Raw genomic sequence first — 15,643 nt, 5'->3', positions numbered from 1 at the left:
TGGTGTCAGCCGGTGTCAGCGCTTGCGCGTGCCGAAGAGCGAGCGGCTGATCTCGCGGCCGATCTGGGTGCCCAGCGAGCGCGTCAGCGATTTGAAGACGCCGCTGCCGACGACCTGCTCCACCACGCTCTTCTCCCCCTCGACCGCTTTCCCCGCCTCCTTCCCGCCCGCCTTTCCCGCGGGCTTCGCGGGCGCCTCAGCGGCTTCCTGGCCGGGGGCGGGCGCCATCGCGGCGTCGGCGGCCGCGTTCAGCTTCTCGTAGGCCGATTCGCGGTCGACGGCCTGCGCGTAGCGGGAGTAGAGCGACGACGCCTTCACGGCCGTGTCCATCGCGGCCGCCTCGATGGGCCCCATCAGGGACTGCGGGGCCCGCAGCCGGGTGGCGGCGACCGGGGTCGGCGCGCCCTTCTCGCTGAGGACGGTGACGACGGCCTCGCCGGTGCCCAGCGCCGTCAGCAGCTCGCCCAGGTCGTAGGCGGAGTTGGGGAACGTCGAGACGGTGGCCTTCAGGGCCTTGGCGTCCTCGGGGGTGAAGGCGCGCAGGGCGTGCTGGACGCGGTTGCCGAGCTGCGCGAGGACGTCCGAGGGCACGTCCTTCGGGGTCTGGGTGACGAAGAAGATGCCGACGCCCTTGGAGCGGATCAGCCGCACCGTCTGGGTGATGGCGTCGAGGAACGCCTTCGACGCGCCGTTGAAGAGCAGATGGGCCTCGTCGAAGAAGAACACCAGCTTGGGCCGGTCGATGTCGCCGACCTCCGGGAGGTCCTGGAAGAGGTCCGCGAGCAGCCACATCAGGAAGGTGGAGAAGAGCTGCGGCCGGTCCTGGACGGCCGGCAGCTCCAGCACCGACACCATCCCGCGCCCGTCCGGCGCGGTCCGCAGCAGTTCGCTGGTGTCGAACTCGGGCTCGCCGAAGAACGGCTCCGCGCCCTGCGCCTCGAACGCCGTCAGGGTCCGCATGAGGACCCCGCGGTGGCGGACGAGATGCCGCCGATGTTCTTGAGCTCGCCCTTGCCGACGTCGGAGGTGAGGAAGGCGATGACGGCCCGCAGGTCCTTGAGGTCGATCAGCTCCAGGCCCTTGGTGTCGGCGTAGTGGAAGATCAGGCCGAGCGACTGCTCCTGCGTCTGGTTGAGGCCGAGCACCTTCGACATCAGGATCGGGCCGAAGCCGGTGACGGTCGCCCGCAGCGGGATGCCGGCGCCGATACCGCCGAGCGCGTAGAACTCGGCGGGGAAGCCGGACGCCGCCCAGTTCTGCCCGACCTCGGCGGTGCGCTGCGCGACCTTGTCGTTCGGCTGACCGGCCGCGGAGATCCCGGAGACGTCGCCCTTGACGTCGGCGAGGAACACCGGCACCCCGTTGGCGGACAGCTGTTCGGCGATGAGCTGCAGCGTCTTCGTCTTGCCGGTGCCGGTGGCGCCCGCGACGAGGCCGTGCCGGTTGAGCATGCCGAGCGGGATGCGGATCTGCGCGTCGGCATGGCAGGTGCCGTCCCACAGCAGCGCGCCCAGGTCGAGCGCCGGCCCGCTGAAGGTGTAGCCGGCCAGGATCGTCGCGGCGGGGCCCGGCAGATCCGCCGCGGGGTCGGGTTGCGCGGGGGACGGGACGGCGGACGCGTCGGGCGGCGTTCCGGAGGACGGACCGGAGGACGGACCGGCGGGCTGCGCGGGGGACGCGCCGACAGGCGAATCCGCGGGCGGATCGGCCGGAAGTGCCGCCTGGGCTTGCGGATCGGTCATGACAGGCTCCCGCTAGGTCCGGCTATCGACGTAAATACCACCTTTGCACTCCTCCGCCACTGCTGCGCCCGCACGGGCTTGCCCGGTAGGCTTTCCGTGTGATCTTCAAGCGCATCGGAAACGGGCGGCCGTACCCCGACCACGGCCGGGTCAGCACGCGAGAGTGGGCGGATGTCGCTCCACGTCCGGTACGCCTCGACCAGCTGGTCACCACCAAGGGCCAGCTCGACCTGGAAACCCTGCTCGCCGAGGACTCGACGTTCTACGGCGACCTCTTCGCGCATGTCGTGAAGTGGCACGGTGACCTGTATCTCGAGGACGGTCTGCACCGGGCGGTCCGGGCGGCGCTCCAGCAGCGCCAGGTTCTGCATGCCCGCGTCCTGGAGATGGACTGACCGAGGCGGCCGCGCGGACCCGCCTGCGGACGCGCCCCGTGAGGGCGGCTGTTCGGAGGCGGCTGTTCGCCCTTTCGGGTTCGGCTGTCCGCCATTCATTGATCATTTAGTACGCTCCGGCGATGAGCGCACTACGCTGCGCCCATGAGCATGCTCACCCCTTCCGGCATGGGCGGGAAGTACCGGATCACCGGAAACCAGTACCCGAGAATGGGCCGGCCGCGAAGGCGCGGCCGTACCGTCCTGGCCATCGTGGCCTCGGTGGTGGTACTCGGCCTGATCGGCTGGGGCACGCTACAACTCATCGACGTCTTCACCGGCGGCAAGGACAAGGGCCCCGCCCAGGCCCACGCCGCCCCGGCGAGCTGCAAGCCGACGCCCGCCGCCCCGCCGAAGCCGACCGGCAAGCCCGCTCCGCTGCCCCCACCGGCCTCGATCGGGCTCACCGTCTTCAACGCGACGGCGAAGGCCGGGCTGGCCAAGACCACGGCCGACGAGCTGGCCAAGCGCGGCTTCCACGTCATCAAGTTCAGCAATGCCCCGTTCGAGTACGACAAGAAGGTCACGGTCCCGGCGCTGATCGTGGCCGGCCCCGCCGGCGAGCGGGCGGCGCGGGTCGTCGGTACGCAGGTCGCGGGCTCCACGGTGAAGATCGACCCGAAGCGGTCAGGACCGGGCGTGGACCTGCTGATCGGGACGCCCTACACGAAGCTGGCCGACCCGAAGGACGCCGCGAAGGCCCTGACCGTCGCGGCCAACCCGACCCCGGCGCCCTCGCCCAGCTGCTAGAACCGGCCGCGAGGGCACGACAGCGGCCGGAAGACCGAGAACGCCCAGAACGCTGAGAAGCCCCGGACCACCAGGTCCGGGGCTTCTCGCATCCGACGTCCAGTCGTGTCGCGGCCGTGCTGCGGCTATCCGGCGGTGCCGTACAGCCGGTCCCCCGCGTCGCCCAGGCCAGGGACGATGTAGCTGTTCTCGTTGAGCCCCTCGTCGACCGACGCGGTGACGACGGTGACCGGCTTGCCCGCCAGCTCCCGCTCCATGACCTCGATGCCCTCGGGCGCCGCGAGCAGCACGATCGCGGTGACGTCGTCCGCGCCGCGCTCGATGAGCAGGTTGATGGCGGCGACCAGCGTGCCGCCGGTGGCCAGCATCGGGTCGAGGACGTACACCTGGCGGCCGGAGAGGTCCTGCGGCATCCGGGTGGCGTAGGTCTTCGCCTCCAGGGTCTCCTCGTCACGGATCATGCCCAGGAAACCGACCTCGGCGGTCGGCAGCAGCCGGACCATGCCGTCCAGCATGCCCAGGCCGGCCCGCAGGATCGGGACGACGAGCGGGCGCGGGTAGGAGAGCCGGACGCCGGTGGTCGGGGCGACCGGGGTCCGGATGTCGACCTGCTCGGTACGCACGTCACGGGTCGCCTCGTAGGCGAGCAGAGTGACGAGTTCATCGGCCAGCCGACGGAAGGTCGGCGAGTCGGTGCGCTCGTCGCGCAGGGTGGTGAGCTTGTGCGCGACCAACGGGTGGTCGACTACGTGGATCCGCATGCACCCGACATTAACCGAGTCCCAGGGGTCCCCGCCGCCGCTCGCCCTCTCCACCGATCTGTCCACCGATGCTCTGCCTACTCTCCGCCGATCACGCATCAAACCGCACGGTAGAGGGAAACTGTGCACATACGCCCGGAGCGCCCCCGGGTGACCCGACCCCCCACGGGTGGTGCCACATGCCGGAGCGGAGCGAGAACGGTGACGAGCCGGAAGAGCCCGGTCAGCCGAAAACGCGGAACAAGCAGGCCAAACGCAAGACCCAGGAAGAACGCGACGCGGAGCGCCGCAGACGCCGGGTCATGTTCCTGCGCGAGCTGAACGAGGCCAAGGAGCTGCGCGAGCGCGTACAACCGCGCAGGGCGCGCGCGGCACGAATGCGGCAGGCGATGCGAATGCGGACCTTCCGCTGGTAGCCGGCCGGCCCTCCGGAACGTCCGGAAACGGTGCGGGGGCGGGCCGGAAGCCGCCTCTGGAGGCTGTTCCGCAGTCCGACGTGATGAAGACCTGGCACGTCGGAGTGCGGAAGACCCTTCGCAAAGCCCAGCTTTCTGCCACGATGCCGAGTGGGTGGGGTCCTCCCCGCCCGGTCCGGACGGCCTGAGACCTGTGGGAGAGTCACGGTGTACTTCGCCGCACTGCTCGCGCGCAACGAGAACGGTTGGCAAGCGAGCGAACCTGATCTCGACGATGTGGAAACCCTCGGCGACCTGAGCGACCTGGCCCGTGCGGCCATCGCCGAGGAGGAAACGGTTCTGGTCTTCATCGAGCAGGAGGACGCCTGGTTCGGCGTCATCCGCGTCGATGGTGAAGAGGACCCCAGGATCTATGTGTCCGATGCCGCCGCGGCAGCCCGTAGTTCGTACGGAGAGATCCTGCTCACCGACGAACTGCTCGGCCGGGACCCCGAGGACCCCCTCGACGACCTGGTCGACCTCGACGGCACCGAGGACGGCGACGACGACGATGCCGACGAGGACGTGGTCCCCGGCCCCACCGAGGACCATGTGCCGGCCGGCCCGCTCGGCGAGGCCGGCCTGCTGTCCGATCTCGGTATGAGCGACAAGGAGCTGCTGGACCTCAGCGGTGACGGTGCGCTCACCGGGGAGGCGCTCGGTGAGATCGCCGAGGCGATCGGCTGTGCCGACGTTCTGGAGGCGGTCCGCTGAGCACCGCACCACCCCCGCCCGGTCCTCCCCGCGATCCGCTTCGCGACCCGTGGACCGGGCCGATGCGCCATGCCCTGGAAGAGGCCGGGCTCGCCCCGCGCACCGGCGATGTGCCGGTGGGCGCGGTCGTGCTCGGCCCGGACGGCGTGGTCATCGGCCGGGGCCGCAACGAACGCGAGGCGACCGGTGACCCGACCGCCCACGCCGAGGTGCTCGCGATCCGCGACGCGGCCAAGGCGGTCGGGACGTGGCGGCTGACCGGCTGCACGCTCGTCGTCACGCTGGAGCCGTGCACCATGTGCGCGGGCGCGATCGTCCTCTCCCGGCTCGACCGGGTCGTGTACGGGGCACTGGACGAGAAGGGCGGCGCCGTGGGCTCCCTGTGGGACGTCGTCCGCGACCGCCGGCTCAACCACCGCCCCGAAGTCATCCAGGGAGTGCTGGCCGACGAGTGCTCCGCCCTCCTCACCCGCTTCTTCCGCTCAGGCGATTTCGGAGCACGGCCCGACGTGGGCTAAGCTCTCTCTCGGTAGCGTGTCCGAGTGGCCTAAGGAGCACGCCTCGAAAGCGTGTGTGGGGGCAACTTCACCGTGGGTTCAAATCCCACCGCTACCGCTCTTGAGCAGTATGAACGAGCCACCTACGGATTTCCGTAGGTGGCTCGTTCGTTTTCTGGTCTCAGTCCTGGTCTCAGTTAATACCTGGCGCAGGCCCCGGAGCCCCTGGCAGACTCTCGCTTGTCGCCTCCAACAGGTACAGCCGGGGTACCCGAGGTCTTCGGACCGAACCAGTGGGACAAGAGGCGGCGGGGCGGTGGCCGCACGCGTGACGCACGATCGGCGTCCTGTATGACCTCCACTGGACCCGGCAACTCAATCCACTCCTCCCGGAGCGCCGCCCGCCGCGTCCGGCCCTTCTGCCGGCGGACCGTCCAGAGCTTCCTTCACTCGCTCTGCGATCTCCCCCGGCACAAGATCCGCGGTCGGCCAGAACGCGTGCCCGAGCTTGTCGGCGATGTTCTTCAAGACCGGGGCCGTCATGTGCTGGTACCGGCGGCGCATCGCTCCCCCTGGCTCCCAACCCATGATCCCGTCAACGGCGGTATCCGGGATGCCCAGGAGCAGCAGCACCGTGGCCGCTGTGTGACGTGCGTCATGCAGACGGCCGTCCCGGACCTTCGCGGCGACCAGCAGCCGCTTCCACTCGTCCCAGTCGTAGCGCGGATTCACGGGGCGGCCCAGGTCATCGGTGAACACCCACCCGCCCTCCTCCCAGAGCTGCCGGGCCTTCTCCTTGCTCCTCTCTTGCTCCTCACGATGAGCCTTGAGCATCGGCAGAAGCTGCGGCGGCAACCCGATTGGCCGCTTCCCCGCCCGAGACTTCGTTTCCTTCGTGGCCGGCCGGATCGCCTTCCGCTGCTTGCAGTACCCCGGCTTCCGCCCACACGGCTTCTCGCAGCCGTGTGCGTACTTCGGCCGCAGCCGACTACGCCGGACTCGCAGAAGGCCAACGTCCAGATCCAGATCCCCCCACTTGAGGCCAAGGGCTTCTCCCTGCCGCAACCCGATCGCGAGAGCCAGGAACCAACGCACGGGGTGCCGGCGGTCCGCCGCCGCTTCCATGAGGTGCGCGACCTCTTCGAGCGAGTACGGCTCGATCTCTTCCTCGCCCCCGTCGGGCTTGGGGGCCTTGGCCAACCTCGCGGGATTCACCGCAAGGTGGCGCCGCCGGACCGCTTCGTTCAGCGCGGCCCGCAGGGTCCGGTGCGACTGGTGAACGGTCGCAGCCTTGCTGCCTTGGGCCTTCATCCGGGCGTAGAAGCGCTCGATGTGTTCCGGCTCCAATTTGTCGAGTCGGTGTGCCCCAAGACCGGGCGTGAGGTGGACGCGCACCGCGACCTCGTATCCGGCGTAGGTGTTCACACTGATCACCGGTTTGGCGATGTTCTCGACCCAATGGGCAAGCCACATCTTGACCGTCCAGGGCTTTCCAGCCTTGGGTACGGCTCCGGATTCCCGCTTCTTCTCCAGCTCCCGCACAGCCTTGTGGATATCGGCCTTGGTCTTGCGGTTGACGTGTCGCCGGTCGGGTGTGCCGTCATCCTTCACACCGACGGTCACCCTGCCGTGCCAACGGCCGTCCTTCCCGAAGTAGATGGTGGACTCACCGTTGGGCTTGCGGGTGCGCTTCTCGATCTCGGACATGCGGATCTCCTGAGAGGGGCCAAGGGCATGGAAGGGGCGGCGGACAGCCGTATTGAGCTGTCCACCGTCCTGGATTGGTCAGGCGGCGCGGCTCTTGCTGCGTAGGTGTGCGAGGTAGGCCGGGATGGCGTCGGCGGGCACGCGACGGAGGCGGCCCACGGGAATGGACTCCAGCTCTCCGGAGCCGACAAGGCGGTAGCAGTAGGTCCGACCGATGCTGAGGCGCCGAGCAGCCTCTTCCACGGTCAGCAAAACCAAGGTCGGGTCGTACTCGGTTTCAGGGTCGGTCGTCACGTGGGGCTCCTCGGAACTGCACTGGTACCGGGGGGCGCCACAGAAGCCACGAAATACGCAGAAGGCGGGATCAGCCGCGGCCCGGAGGGTGCGGGGCGGCGTTCTGTGTACTCCGTGGTCTCTGCGGAACGGTTCAGCCGCTCAGCAAGCAGCAGCCATCAGCACTTCGGTGCCGGGCGTGTTCAGTTCACATTGCTGTGAGTCGCTACTCATCGCGTCTCAGAGGCGCTTGAGACGCGATGAGTCGCGACTTTCACGAATGTGGGTCGGACATGTTGAGCGTGATGCCGGTGTACATCAGCACCTGCCGGCCGAACTCGTCCCGGGGCCGGGTGCGATGAAGCTGCGGCACGACGGACTGCAGGTTGCGGCCGAACATCTGCTTGGTGCCGATGGCGCGCACGCCGTTGTCCTCGGCCCATTCCCGCCAGACACGCCACAGCGTGTCGACAGGCACCGAGCAGGTGGGCCCTGTGGTGCAGCGCTCGCGGACGAACGCGCTGGTGGGTGAGGCGGTGTCCTGCATGATCGTGACGGCTTCCTGGGAGGACGCCGGTTCAGTGATCCTCCCGTTCTGCTGCAGGCGGGCGAGACCGTCCAGGGCCCAGTTGAGGATCCCAGGCATCTCCTGGGCGAGCTTGCCAGTGAGGGTGGTGTCTTCCTTGCCGAGCCAGGACACCGTCATGTTCAGCACGACGAACCGCCGGGCGATCACGCCGCTACTGTCCCCGAACGACGGCAGCTCGTTGGTGAGGATCATCAGCCGGGTGGGCAGCTTGCCCGTCCAGGGATCGCGGTACTTGCGGTCGATGTCGATGGTGTCCTCACCGGAGATCGTCAGAAGCCGTTCGACGACCTGACCTCCGTCATTGCCCGAAAGGCGGGCATCGGAGATGACTGCCAGGGCCTTGTCCAGCAGGGACGACAGACCGAAGTTCGAGCCGAGACCGGCCAGGGTCGGGCCAGCGATGTTCTCCCGCCCGACCAGTTCCCCCAGAATCCGGGTGATCGTGCCTTTCCCGGATCGGGTCGGGCCCTTGATCAGCAGAATCTTCTGCTGATCGGTACGCCCGGACAGGATGTACCCGAACCACTCCTGCAGCGCGTCGATGGCGCCCGGATCGTCCGGCCACAACTGGTGCAGGAACCGTTCCCAGGACGGGGCGGCAGCCTGTACGTCGTAGGCGAAGGGCACCGACACCAGGTTGAAGAACCCCGGCTCATGGGGCAGCAGCGCCCGGTCCCCGATCCGCAGCAGCCCGTTCTGGCAGGCCACGATGGGGCTGCGGTCGGCAGCTGTGGCCTTCCGGTCGATCCAGGCCGGGGCGTTCACGTCGTTGGGCAGCAGGGTGATGGCTCCCAAGGCGTCCAGCAGGTTGCTGAGCTTCTGCTTCGTGGGTGCCCAATCCCGGATTTCCGGCAACCCGTCCTTGCCAATGCCCCCTGCGTAGGTGGCGTGCTCCAGTTGCTTGTACAGCGAGGCGCGCATCTGCTGTTCGTCCAGCTCCCGCCAGCAGGTTCCGGTCCATCGCATCCAGGACCCGCGCCAGCGCCGGCAGAGCAGGCGTCCGTCCGGGTCCTGCCAGCGCGGTAGGACCCGCCGGGCCACGGCCATGGGGTTCGACGGAGCGGGCATCTCCTCGGTGCTGGTCAGCTCGGTGTCGGTCATGCGGCGTGCCTCCTTTCAGCGGGATTGCGGAGCCGGCATTGGGCGCGGTGGGTGACGTGGCGTTCGACCAGCGCGAGAACGGTTTGACGGGTGTCGGCCCAGCCCTCAAATCCGCACGCGCACCACACATGGGCAGACACCGGAGCCCGCCAGGATTCCGGAGCCACGATGTGGATCCACGAGACCACCCACGCAGGCCCGGCGGCCGGGATGTGCGGGTCAGAGCTGACAGGCATAGAAGGACGGCCTACGGCCGACGTCTTTCGAGCAACGACCGCCCGCCCGGCACGACTCTCGGGGGGAGACGCGTCCGGCGGTCCGACCAGGGTGAGCTGCTGGCCGATGGGTGCGGCGGATTCGTGCCCGGCGCTCATGCTGCCCTCACCGCGTACCCGTTCGCCACGGCGCGGTAGGCGTATGTCTCAGGGACGCCGACGGAGACGGCTGCGGCAACGATCTGCCGCTCCAGGATGTCCAGGCCGCACGGCCCCGGGCACTGCCCGTGCTGCGCTGCCAGGAACCGGGCTACGCCGAACGCCTGCGACGCGGCACCGGACTCGGTGCGGCTGCGGATCAGGGCCAGGCCGCGATCCAGACCTGTCCGCACGTACTTCTCCGTGTGGCGGCAGCCGGTAGCCACCGTCCGATCCCAGGCAGCGGGTTCCGGAGCTGAAGAGACCACCGGCCCCGGGGCGGGGGTGGTCTCTTCTACTGTGACCAGGGCTCGCACGGCTACCGGCAGGGGTGCCATGGTCCCGTGGCCGGGACCGCGCCAGCGGGCGTAGGACATGCGGGACTTGATGTCGACCCCGGGTCGGACCGCGTTGGCGGACCGTAGGGCGCCCAGGTAGATCCAGTGCTCCCCGCGCATCGTGGCGACCGTCCGGGTGAGCGGCAGGCTCTCCCGAGCCCACAGGACGGCCTGAGCGTTGTCCAGGTCCACAACCGTCAGCCCGGCACCTCCCGGGTGATAGGCGATGGCTTGCGCCTGGCGCCATGCGCCAGCCCAGGTAGCAGAGGCGATGGTCTGAGCGTTGGTGGTGGCGGCTGCCCAGGCGTGGCACGGAGCCGTGCACCGGCAGGCGCCGGCCGCCTTCATGTTGGGCCGTCCTCCGCAGGCGTTGCCGGAGCAAGTCCGGCAGTTTCCGAACGGCACTTTCCCCTGCCTCAGGGGCAGTACCGGCACGCGTGCTGCGGCCAGTTCCAGTGCGGTGTTCAGCAGTAAGGGCCGGGTGGATCGTGGCTGGGTTGCGGTGTGATGGGTCATGCTGAGGGTTCTCCTGTCATGCGTGACGGGGGAGGACCGTGGGCGGCGGACTGTCTTGGCTGGGAGGACGCCGCCCACGGGTGGGCTCAGGTGTCGGCGCAGGGCCAACAGGTGCCGATCGAGCGGGGGACGACGTATCCGCGGTCGGTTCGGCAGGCGGGGCAGGTGCGGCGGGCGCGCATCATCGCGGCGTGCGAGCGCCAGCGGCCCGGGGTCATGGGTCGGAGGGGTCGGGCGGTGGCGGGGTTGTAGAGGTAGGCGACACGTCGTCCGCGGCGCCACCGGATCTCACCGACCACTTCCGCGCGAGCGGCGCTGAGCCCTTCTCTGCGGAGTTGGCGGCGGGTCATCAGGCCGTGCGGGGCGAGCCGGTAGCGGTAGACAGGCAGCGCAGACACGGGATGTCCTCCTTCCCGGAATCAGTCACTGTGTGTGAAGGGAGGGAGGCAGAGCTCTCCCTGAGACCCTGGTTTTCGAGGGTTTCCGCAGGTCGGGAGAGCGCGCCTCCCTGACTCCCTGTACGGGCGTCAGGGCATGTCAGGCCGGGGAGGCGGGGTGAGGGAGGCGGTGAGGGAGAACTCCCTACCTCCCTCACCGCCTCCCTTCACTCAGCGTGACTCTGCTCGGTGTCCTGGTCTCGGTCGTGGAGTGCGTCGCGGACCTTGGTGCGGTTGACGACCATGACGCCACCGGACTTGTACGGGGCGGCATCGACCGCGTCCAGGACGCGGGTGAGGTCGGATGCCGTCCAGGACCGGTAGTGCCGCGGGTTGCGCTCGGCGAGCTGCTGGCGGACCTCGTCGGTCCGCATCCGGTCGGCATCCCCCAGCACGGCGAGGATGTCGGCGAGCGGGTCCACCTGCTCACCCGCCGCTGGAGCGGCGGCGGCCGGGGCCATCCCATCGCGCAGCGCCAGCGCCCGCAGCACGACGGGCGTGACCTGGTCGGTCTCGGCGTCCTTGCGGACGTAGTAGGCGCGGATCAGCTCGAACGCGTTGGCCGTGAACCCCACCGTCAGGGCGGTGCCGACGTTTTCGGCGGGGTTGAGGGTGGTGGCGGTGATGCCGGCGCGGTGCTTGCCGGTCCCCAACAGCCCGTCGTTGGCGACGTGGTCGCCGACGGCGAACGCGACGCGGTGGGAGGTGTTGCGGGTGACGTCCTTCGGGATGCTCGCCGCGGTCGGCGACACGGTCACGAACACCAGCGTGATGCCGACCTTCCGCGCCTTCTTGAGCACCTTCACCGCCAGCTCGGCAGCTTCCGGCCCGTACTTCTTGTGCTCGAACAGCTCGTGGCACTCGTCGAATACCACGACCCGCGGGCGCATCCTCGGGTCTTGCTCGGCGAGCTTGCGGGTGAGCTTGACGGTCTCGCCGCCCATCTCTTCCAGCAGTTTGCCGCGCCGGGTGACCTCCTCGCGCAGGTCCCGCAGCGCTTCCAAGGCCGCTTCGACCTGCTCGTCGTCGTCACCCTTGACCAGGGTCCGCAACCGGTCCTGCATGGGGTCGTAGTCGACGTTGTAGGCCATGACGTAGACGTCGATGTCGACCAGCGGATCGAGCATCGCACCGAGCAGCAGGCCTACGACCAGGGACGACTTTCCGGAGCCCATGATGCCGCCGACCATGTAGTTGGCAGCCATGAGCTTGCCCATGACCGGCTCTCCGCGCTGGGAGACCCCGACTGGCACGCCCTTGAAGTAGTCCGCGGTCCCGTCCGTCAGCAGCGGCCACGGCGGCACCGTCCCGGACAGCGAGCCTTGGTCGGCGACCCAGAGATCGAGGGTGCCGGGCATACCGTGCGGTTCGGTAGGCCACGTCTCGACCGGCAGGCGCAGCAGGTTGTGCGCTAGGACGTCCTTCTTCCCGTTGATCATCTCCACGGTGACACCCATGGGGAGCTGCAGTTGGGTGTGCCACCCGTTGCCGAGCCGGGTCGTGGGCTGCATCCACCGCGCCTGCCACCCGGCCTTGAAGGCCTGGTTCAGCGGGGCGATGCCCAGGTGCCGCAGCGCGTCCAGGATCGCGCCCTCATCCGGCACCACATCCCGCTTGTCCTGCACGCTCGCCGGAAGCGCCCACTGGGGTGCTGCTTGTCCGCGGCGTCCGGTGTTCCACAGCGCCAGCAGCGTCAACCACGGGGCCAGCCACAGCCCCGGGCCCCAGATGACCGAGACGATGAGCACCACGAGGCGGATGAAGTCGATGGTGAACATCGACGGCGCGACCACCTGCGTGACGTCGTGCTCGGCGATGGCCAGCACTACGCCGAGGGCGAGCAGGCCCCCGACACTTGCGCCGGCGCCGACAGCGGCACTCTTCGCCAGCCGCTGCGGGGCCGTGAGCAGGTCCATGCGCCGCTGGTGACGCTGCTGCCGGAACAGCGCGGCTCGCTGCTCCCACTCCATCGCCACTTCGTGCTGACCGGCGGCTTCCGCGGCGCGCATCATGCGCTCATGCCGGGCCACGGTCCGCCCGTCCCACGCACGGCGGGCCAAGATGCGGCCGCCGCCAGCCACGTAGGCGGAGTGCCGGACGGCGGTGCGGGCGGCGGTGCGGGTGCGGTCGTCGGTGGCGATCACACGCACCGTGTGGGTGGTCCGCCGCCACAACGGCACCGACGGTGCGTCGGCGGCGCTGAAGGCGGAGGGGATGACCTTGCCTTCCAGCACCTCACGCGGCGCGGCGGGCGGGGTGGTGTCGGGGGGATCGGGCTTGGTCAGATCGGGTATCGGGTGGGGGCGGTGGTCGTCCAGACGGATGATCTCGGACATGCTGAGGGTCCTGCCTTCTCCATCGGGGATGCGGGGCCCGGAACGGCCGGTGTCTTGGCGGATGTGCGGCCGTTCCGGGGCGAACTCACTTGCCAGCCGCAGCAGCGGCCTTCTCGGCGCGCTTGCGGGCGCCGTCCAAAATGCGGTCCAACTTGCGCTGCAGGTCGTGTTGGTCAACGTCCTCACCAGCGACGGCGCGCTTGCACATGCGGGCGGTCAGCCAAGCCACGCGGGCAGCTTCAGCGCCGGTTAGCGGCGGGTCGTTGGGGTGGGTACGGATCACGGGGTACTCCCCTAATCAGCGACGACGGGTGGATCGAAGGGTTTTGGCGGCGCTCTTGCCGTCCGGTCCGCCGACGGCGCGGACCATGACGACCACCGCCCATGCCGCGGCCACGATCACGACCGCGACCACCGCCAGATCGACGGCGATGGCCGTCAAGGCGCCGACCAGCAGCGGCCCGAAGTACACGGCGGCCGACACCGTTCCGGCGCCCATGCCGGCACCGAGCGCGAGCCGCTGCACCGTGCGGTCCGGCGCGGCCTGATGAATGTGGACCACCTGCGGCTGCGCGGCCTGCGCCGGGGCAAGCGGCGAAGCCTGGTAGGTGGTCAGGTCGGTGGTGTAGCAGCCGCATCCGGCGTCATGCCGGTGCGCTGCAGGAAGATGGGACATGCGTCTCCTGTCAGAGGGCAGCGGCGGTGTCCGGCTGCGCGTCGTCGCGGTCGCGGTCAGCGCCGACGAGTGCGAGCGAGCGGGGCGGTGCCGGCAGCGGATCGAGGGTCAGACCGTGCTCGTCCAGCAGCGCCCGCAGCCGCGGCACCCCAATACCGAGCGCGGCCAGAACCGCACGCTGAGACAGCGGGCCATCAGCACTCGTGCGCAGCTCCCGCAGGTGCGCCAGCAGCTCGTCATCCGTGCGCACCGGGCGCGCAGTCTTACCCGCCCCGGGAGCCTGCTTGGTGCGGCGCGGCTTTGGCTCCAGGTGCGGTGCGGGCGGGGTGGTCTCTTCTTCGGGGGCAGTCGCGGCCTGACCAGCCTCTTCGGGCTGGATGGCGTCCGTGGCCGCGATGATGTCCGGCGCGACTTCCGGTGCGTCCGCGGTGCGGTCGGCGGATGCGGCGAGTGCGTCGTGTACCTGTCGCATCAGCGCGCCGAACGCGAGCAGCGCGGCCGTCGGCGGCACCGCGGCAACCACGTACGCGAGGGTGTGGGCGTGCGCACCAACACCGCTGATGTTCAGCGCGATACTTCCGCCGGAACCGGTGACCGTCAGGCCAACCGCCCACCAGTCGGTACGCGCGGTCAGCGACGCACGCAGTAACAGCAGCTCACCCGCGACGATGAACAGGTCCAAGGTCGCGGGCCAGGCCCACGCCCGGGCCGGTGACTGGGCCAGCCCATAGGCCGCGGCCACCGACTGCAGGTGTGCGTATGAGAGCCAGAACGCGGCGACCGTCAGCGCGACGATGACGCCTGCGGCGGCCATGGTCAGGGCCCGGGGAGCCGAGTGCTTCATCATGCTGCCAGCCCCTTCCGGCGCCGACGGCGCACCGCAACGGACGGAACGACGGGAGCCAGCCGCAGCAGGTCCGGCAGGGACTGGCCGAGCGTCTCGGCCGCCAGCGCGATGGTGCGGTCGTACAGGGTGGGATCGTCGGCGAGGATGTCGCGGGCCGCCGCCTCACGAACGGCACGGTCCTGTTCGCTCTCGGCTTCCTCTCCCAACCACAGCTCCAGCGGGGTGCCGAGGGCGAGTTCGAGGAAGTCGGTCGAGGTCAGGGCACGGTGGTGCCCCACGTAGTTCCGCATGGGAAGTCTCCAGAAGAGGTGAAGGGGAGGAACCGGGGCGGCGGGACTGTCCTTGGCTGGGAGGCCTGCCGCCCCGGGTGTGGGGCACGGTCAGAGGACGGCGATCAACAGGGCTGCCACCAGCAGCCACAGGTGATGGAAGGACTGATCCAGCGCGTAGGCGCCGGTGCCCAAGGTGGGGTTGTCGTCGCGGTCGGGCCGCAGGGCGCCGAGCCTGTAGAACTCGCTCTTGCCGGTCAGCGCGGCCAACCGGGCCAGCGTGCTCCGGCGGTCGGCCCACCAATGCGTCAATGCGTCTACACCCAGCCCCACCAGCAGGCCCCACACCGACAGGTGCAGACCCAGCAGCGCGGCGGCGGGCAGTAACACAGCGAGCTTGGTGAGGGTCAGGGTCACGACGTGCCGGGTGTCGGCCAGTCGGCCGGGCCATCCCGGGCGGCCCTTGGCCGCGGACTGCGCAGAGGACTGCACCCAGTGGTCACCAACGCTGTGACCGACGAACAGGGCCGCGAACACCGCGGCGAAAACGGCAGCGTGCATGCGATCTCTCCTGACAGAGGGGGAGGAACCCCGGGGCGGCGGACTGTCTTGGCTGGGAGCCGCTGCCCCGGGGCGAAACGCTGGTGTGTGGATCTCGGGTGATCGGTAACCGCCGCTGACCCGTCCGGCCGGAAGGCCGGCGTACCGCTGCGACGACCCCTGTCCGCCCCCGGAAGATCAGCGGACAGTGCCCCTTTTCTCACCGGGGAGGTGGGTGACCCCGGACC

The 15,643-nt window shown here is 69.6% G+C and carries 17 protein-coding genes, 1 tRNA gene and 1 pseudogene; 6 read left to right on the top strand and 13 right to left on the bottom strand.

The window, feature by feature from the left end; genetic code table 11:
* Positions 1 to 15: 15 nt before the first annotated feature.
* Positions 16 to 1,742 (bottom strand): annotated as a pseudogene (locus LNW73_RS17200) (helicase HerA-like domain-containing protein).
* A gap of 98 nt (positions 1,743 to 1,840) precedes the next feature.
* On the opposite strand from LNW73_RS17200, the gene LNW73_RS17195 reads away from it, so the two are divergent.
* Both LNW73_RS17195 and LNW73_RS17190 read left to right on the top strand, forming a co-directional pair.
* Positions 1,841 to 2,137 (top strand): type II toxin-antitoxin system VapB family antitoxin, encoded by a 297-nt coding sequence (locus LNW73_RS17195; protein WP_138356234.1) that lies wholly within the window; start codon positions 1,841 to 1,843, stop codon positions 2,135 to 2,137.
* Between the two features lie 144 nt (positions 2,138 to 2,281).
* A complete protein-coding gene (locus LNW73_RS17190; protein ID WP_250990522.1) occupies positions 2,282 to 2,926 on the top strand; it encodes a LytR C-terminal domain-containing protein in 645 nt (214 codons plus the stop codon).
* Between the two features lie 125 nt (positions 2,927 to 3,051).
* On the opposite strand, the gene upp is transcribed toward LNW73_RS17190, so the two are convergent.
* A complete protein-coding gene (gene upp, locus LNW73_RS17185; protein ID WP_138356236.1) occupies positions 3,052 to 3,687 on the bottom strand; it encodes a uracil phosphoribosyltransferase in 636 nt (211 codons plus the stop codon).
* 179 nt (positions 3,688 to 3,866) lie between these two features.
* Here upp and LNW73_RS17180 point away from each other — a divergent pair, with 179 nt between their 5' ends.
* The 4 genes from LNW73_RS17180 (at position 3,867) to LNW73_RS17165 (ending at position 5,471) form a co-directional block, all read left to right on the top strand.
* On the top strand, positions 3,867 to 4,103 hold the full coding sequence (locus LNW73_RS17180) for a hypothetical protein (RefSeq protein WP_250976618.1): 237 nt from the start codon (positions 3,867 to 3,869) through the stop codon (positions 4,101 to 4,103).
* A 207-nt stretch (positions 4,104 to 4,310) separates the two neighbouring features.
* Entirely contained in the window at positions 4,311 to 4,856 is a 546-nt protein-coding gene (locus LNW73_RS17175; protein WP_250976619.1) for a tRNA adenosine deaminase-associated protein, read from the top strand.
* 62 nt (positions 4,857 to 4,918) lie between these two features.
* On the top strand, positions 4,919 to 5,374 hold the full coding sequence (tadA, locus tag LNW73_RS17170) for a tRNA adenosine(34) deaminase TadA (RefSeq protein ID WP_250990521.1): 456 nt from the start codon (positions 4,919 to 4,921) through the stop codon (positions 5,372 to 5,374).
* A gap of 10 nt (positions 5,375 to 5,384) precedes the next feature.
* Positions 5,385 to 5,471, top strand: a tRNA-Ser gene (locus LNW73_RS17165).
* A 257-nt stretch (positions 5,472 to 5,728) separates the two neighbouring features.
* Here the strand turns inward: LNW73_RS17165 and LNW73_RS17160 are convergent.
* From LNW73_RS17160 to LNW73_RS17110, 11 genes are all read right to left on the bottom strand, one after another.
* The gene (locus tag LNW73_RS17160) at positions 5,729 to 7,060 is read right to left on the bottom strand and encodes a tyrosine-type recombinase/integrase (protein WP_250990520.1); all 1,332 of its coding nucleotides are present in this window, start codon (positions 7,058 to 7,060) and stop codon (positions 5,729 to 5,731) included.
* Positions 7,061 to 7,138: 78 nt separating this feature from the next.
* Positions 7,139 to 7,354, bottom strand: coding sequence for an excisionase family DNA-binding protein (locus LNW73_RS17155; RefSeq protein ID WP_250990519.1), 216 nt, complete (start codon positions 7,352 to 7,354; stop codon positions 7,139 to 7,141).
* Between the two features lie 253 nt (positions 7,355 to 7,607).
* Entirely contained in the window at positions 7,608 to 9,023 is a 1,416-nt protein-coding gene (locus LNW73_RS17150; RefSeq protein WP_250990518.1) for a DNA primase family protein, read from the bottom strand.
* A gap of 370 nt (positions 9,024 to 9,393) precedes the next feature.
* Entirely contained in the window at positions 9,394 to 10,290 is an 897-nt protein-coding gene (locus LNW73_RS17145; protein ID WP_250990517.1) for a bifunctional DNA primase/polymerase, read from the bottom strand.
* Between the two features lie 86 nt (positions 10,291 to 10,376).
* Positions 10,377 to 10,688, bottom strand: coding sequence for an RRQRL motif-containing zinc-binding protein (locus tag LNW73_RS17140; RefSeq protein ID WP_250990516.1), 312 nt, complete (start codon positions 10,686 to 10,688; stop codon positions 10,377 to 10,379).
* Positions 10,689 to 10,894: 206 nt separating this feature from the next.
* Positions 10,895 to 13,063, bottom strand: a complete 2,169-nt coding sequence (locus LNW73_RS17135; RefSeq protein WP_250990515.1) for an FtsK/SpoIIIE domain-containing protein — start codon at positions 13,061 to 13,063, stop codon at positions 10,895 to 10,897.
* Between the two features lie 85 nt (positions 13,064 to 13,148).
* Complete coding sequence (locus LNW73_RS17130) at positions 13,149 to 13,346, bottom strand: DUF6257 family protein (RefSeq protein ID WP_250990514.1); 198 nt, start codon at positions 13,344 to 13,346, stop codon at positions 13,149 to 13,151.
* A gap of 15 nt (positions 13,347 to 13,361) precedes the next feature.
* Entirely contained in the window at positions 13,362 to 13,739 is a 378-nt protein-coding gene (locus LNW73_RS17125) for a DUF6251 family protein (protein ID WP_250990513.1), read from the bottom strand.
* Positions 13,740 to 13,749: 10 nt separating this feature from the next.
* Positions 13,750 to 14,586 carry a DUF2637 domain-containing protein gene (locus LNW73_RS17120; RefSeq protein ID WP_374118115.1) on the bottom strand — a complete coding sequence of 279 codons (837 nt, stop codon included), beginning with the start codon at positions 14,584 to 14,586 and terminating at the stop codon, positions 13,750 to 13,752.
* Entirely contained in the window at positions 14,583 to 14,876 is a 294-nt protein-coding gene (locus LNW73_RS17115) for a hypothetical protein (protein ID WP_250990512.1), read from the bottom strand. The genes LNW73_RS17120 and LNW73_RS17115 overlap by 4 nt, the downstream gene beginning before the upstream one ends.
* Before the next feature lie 90 nt (positions 14,877 to 14,966).
* Entirely contained in the window at positions 14,967 to 15,416 is a 450-nt protein-coding gene (locus LNW73_RS17110; protein WP_250990511.1) for a DUF3307 domain-containing protein, read from the bottom strand.
* Between the last annotated feature and the right edge of the window lie 227 nt (positions 15,417 to 15,643).

Source organism: Streptomyces sp. RKAG337, from assembly GCF_023701715.1.
Lineage (GTDB): Bacteria > Actinomycetota > Actinomycetes > Streptomycetales > Streptomycetaceae > Actinacidiphila.
Note: the sequence above shows the minus strand (reverse complement) of the source record. Positions and strands in the feature narration are given on the sequence as shown.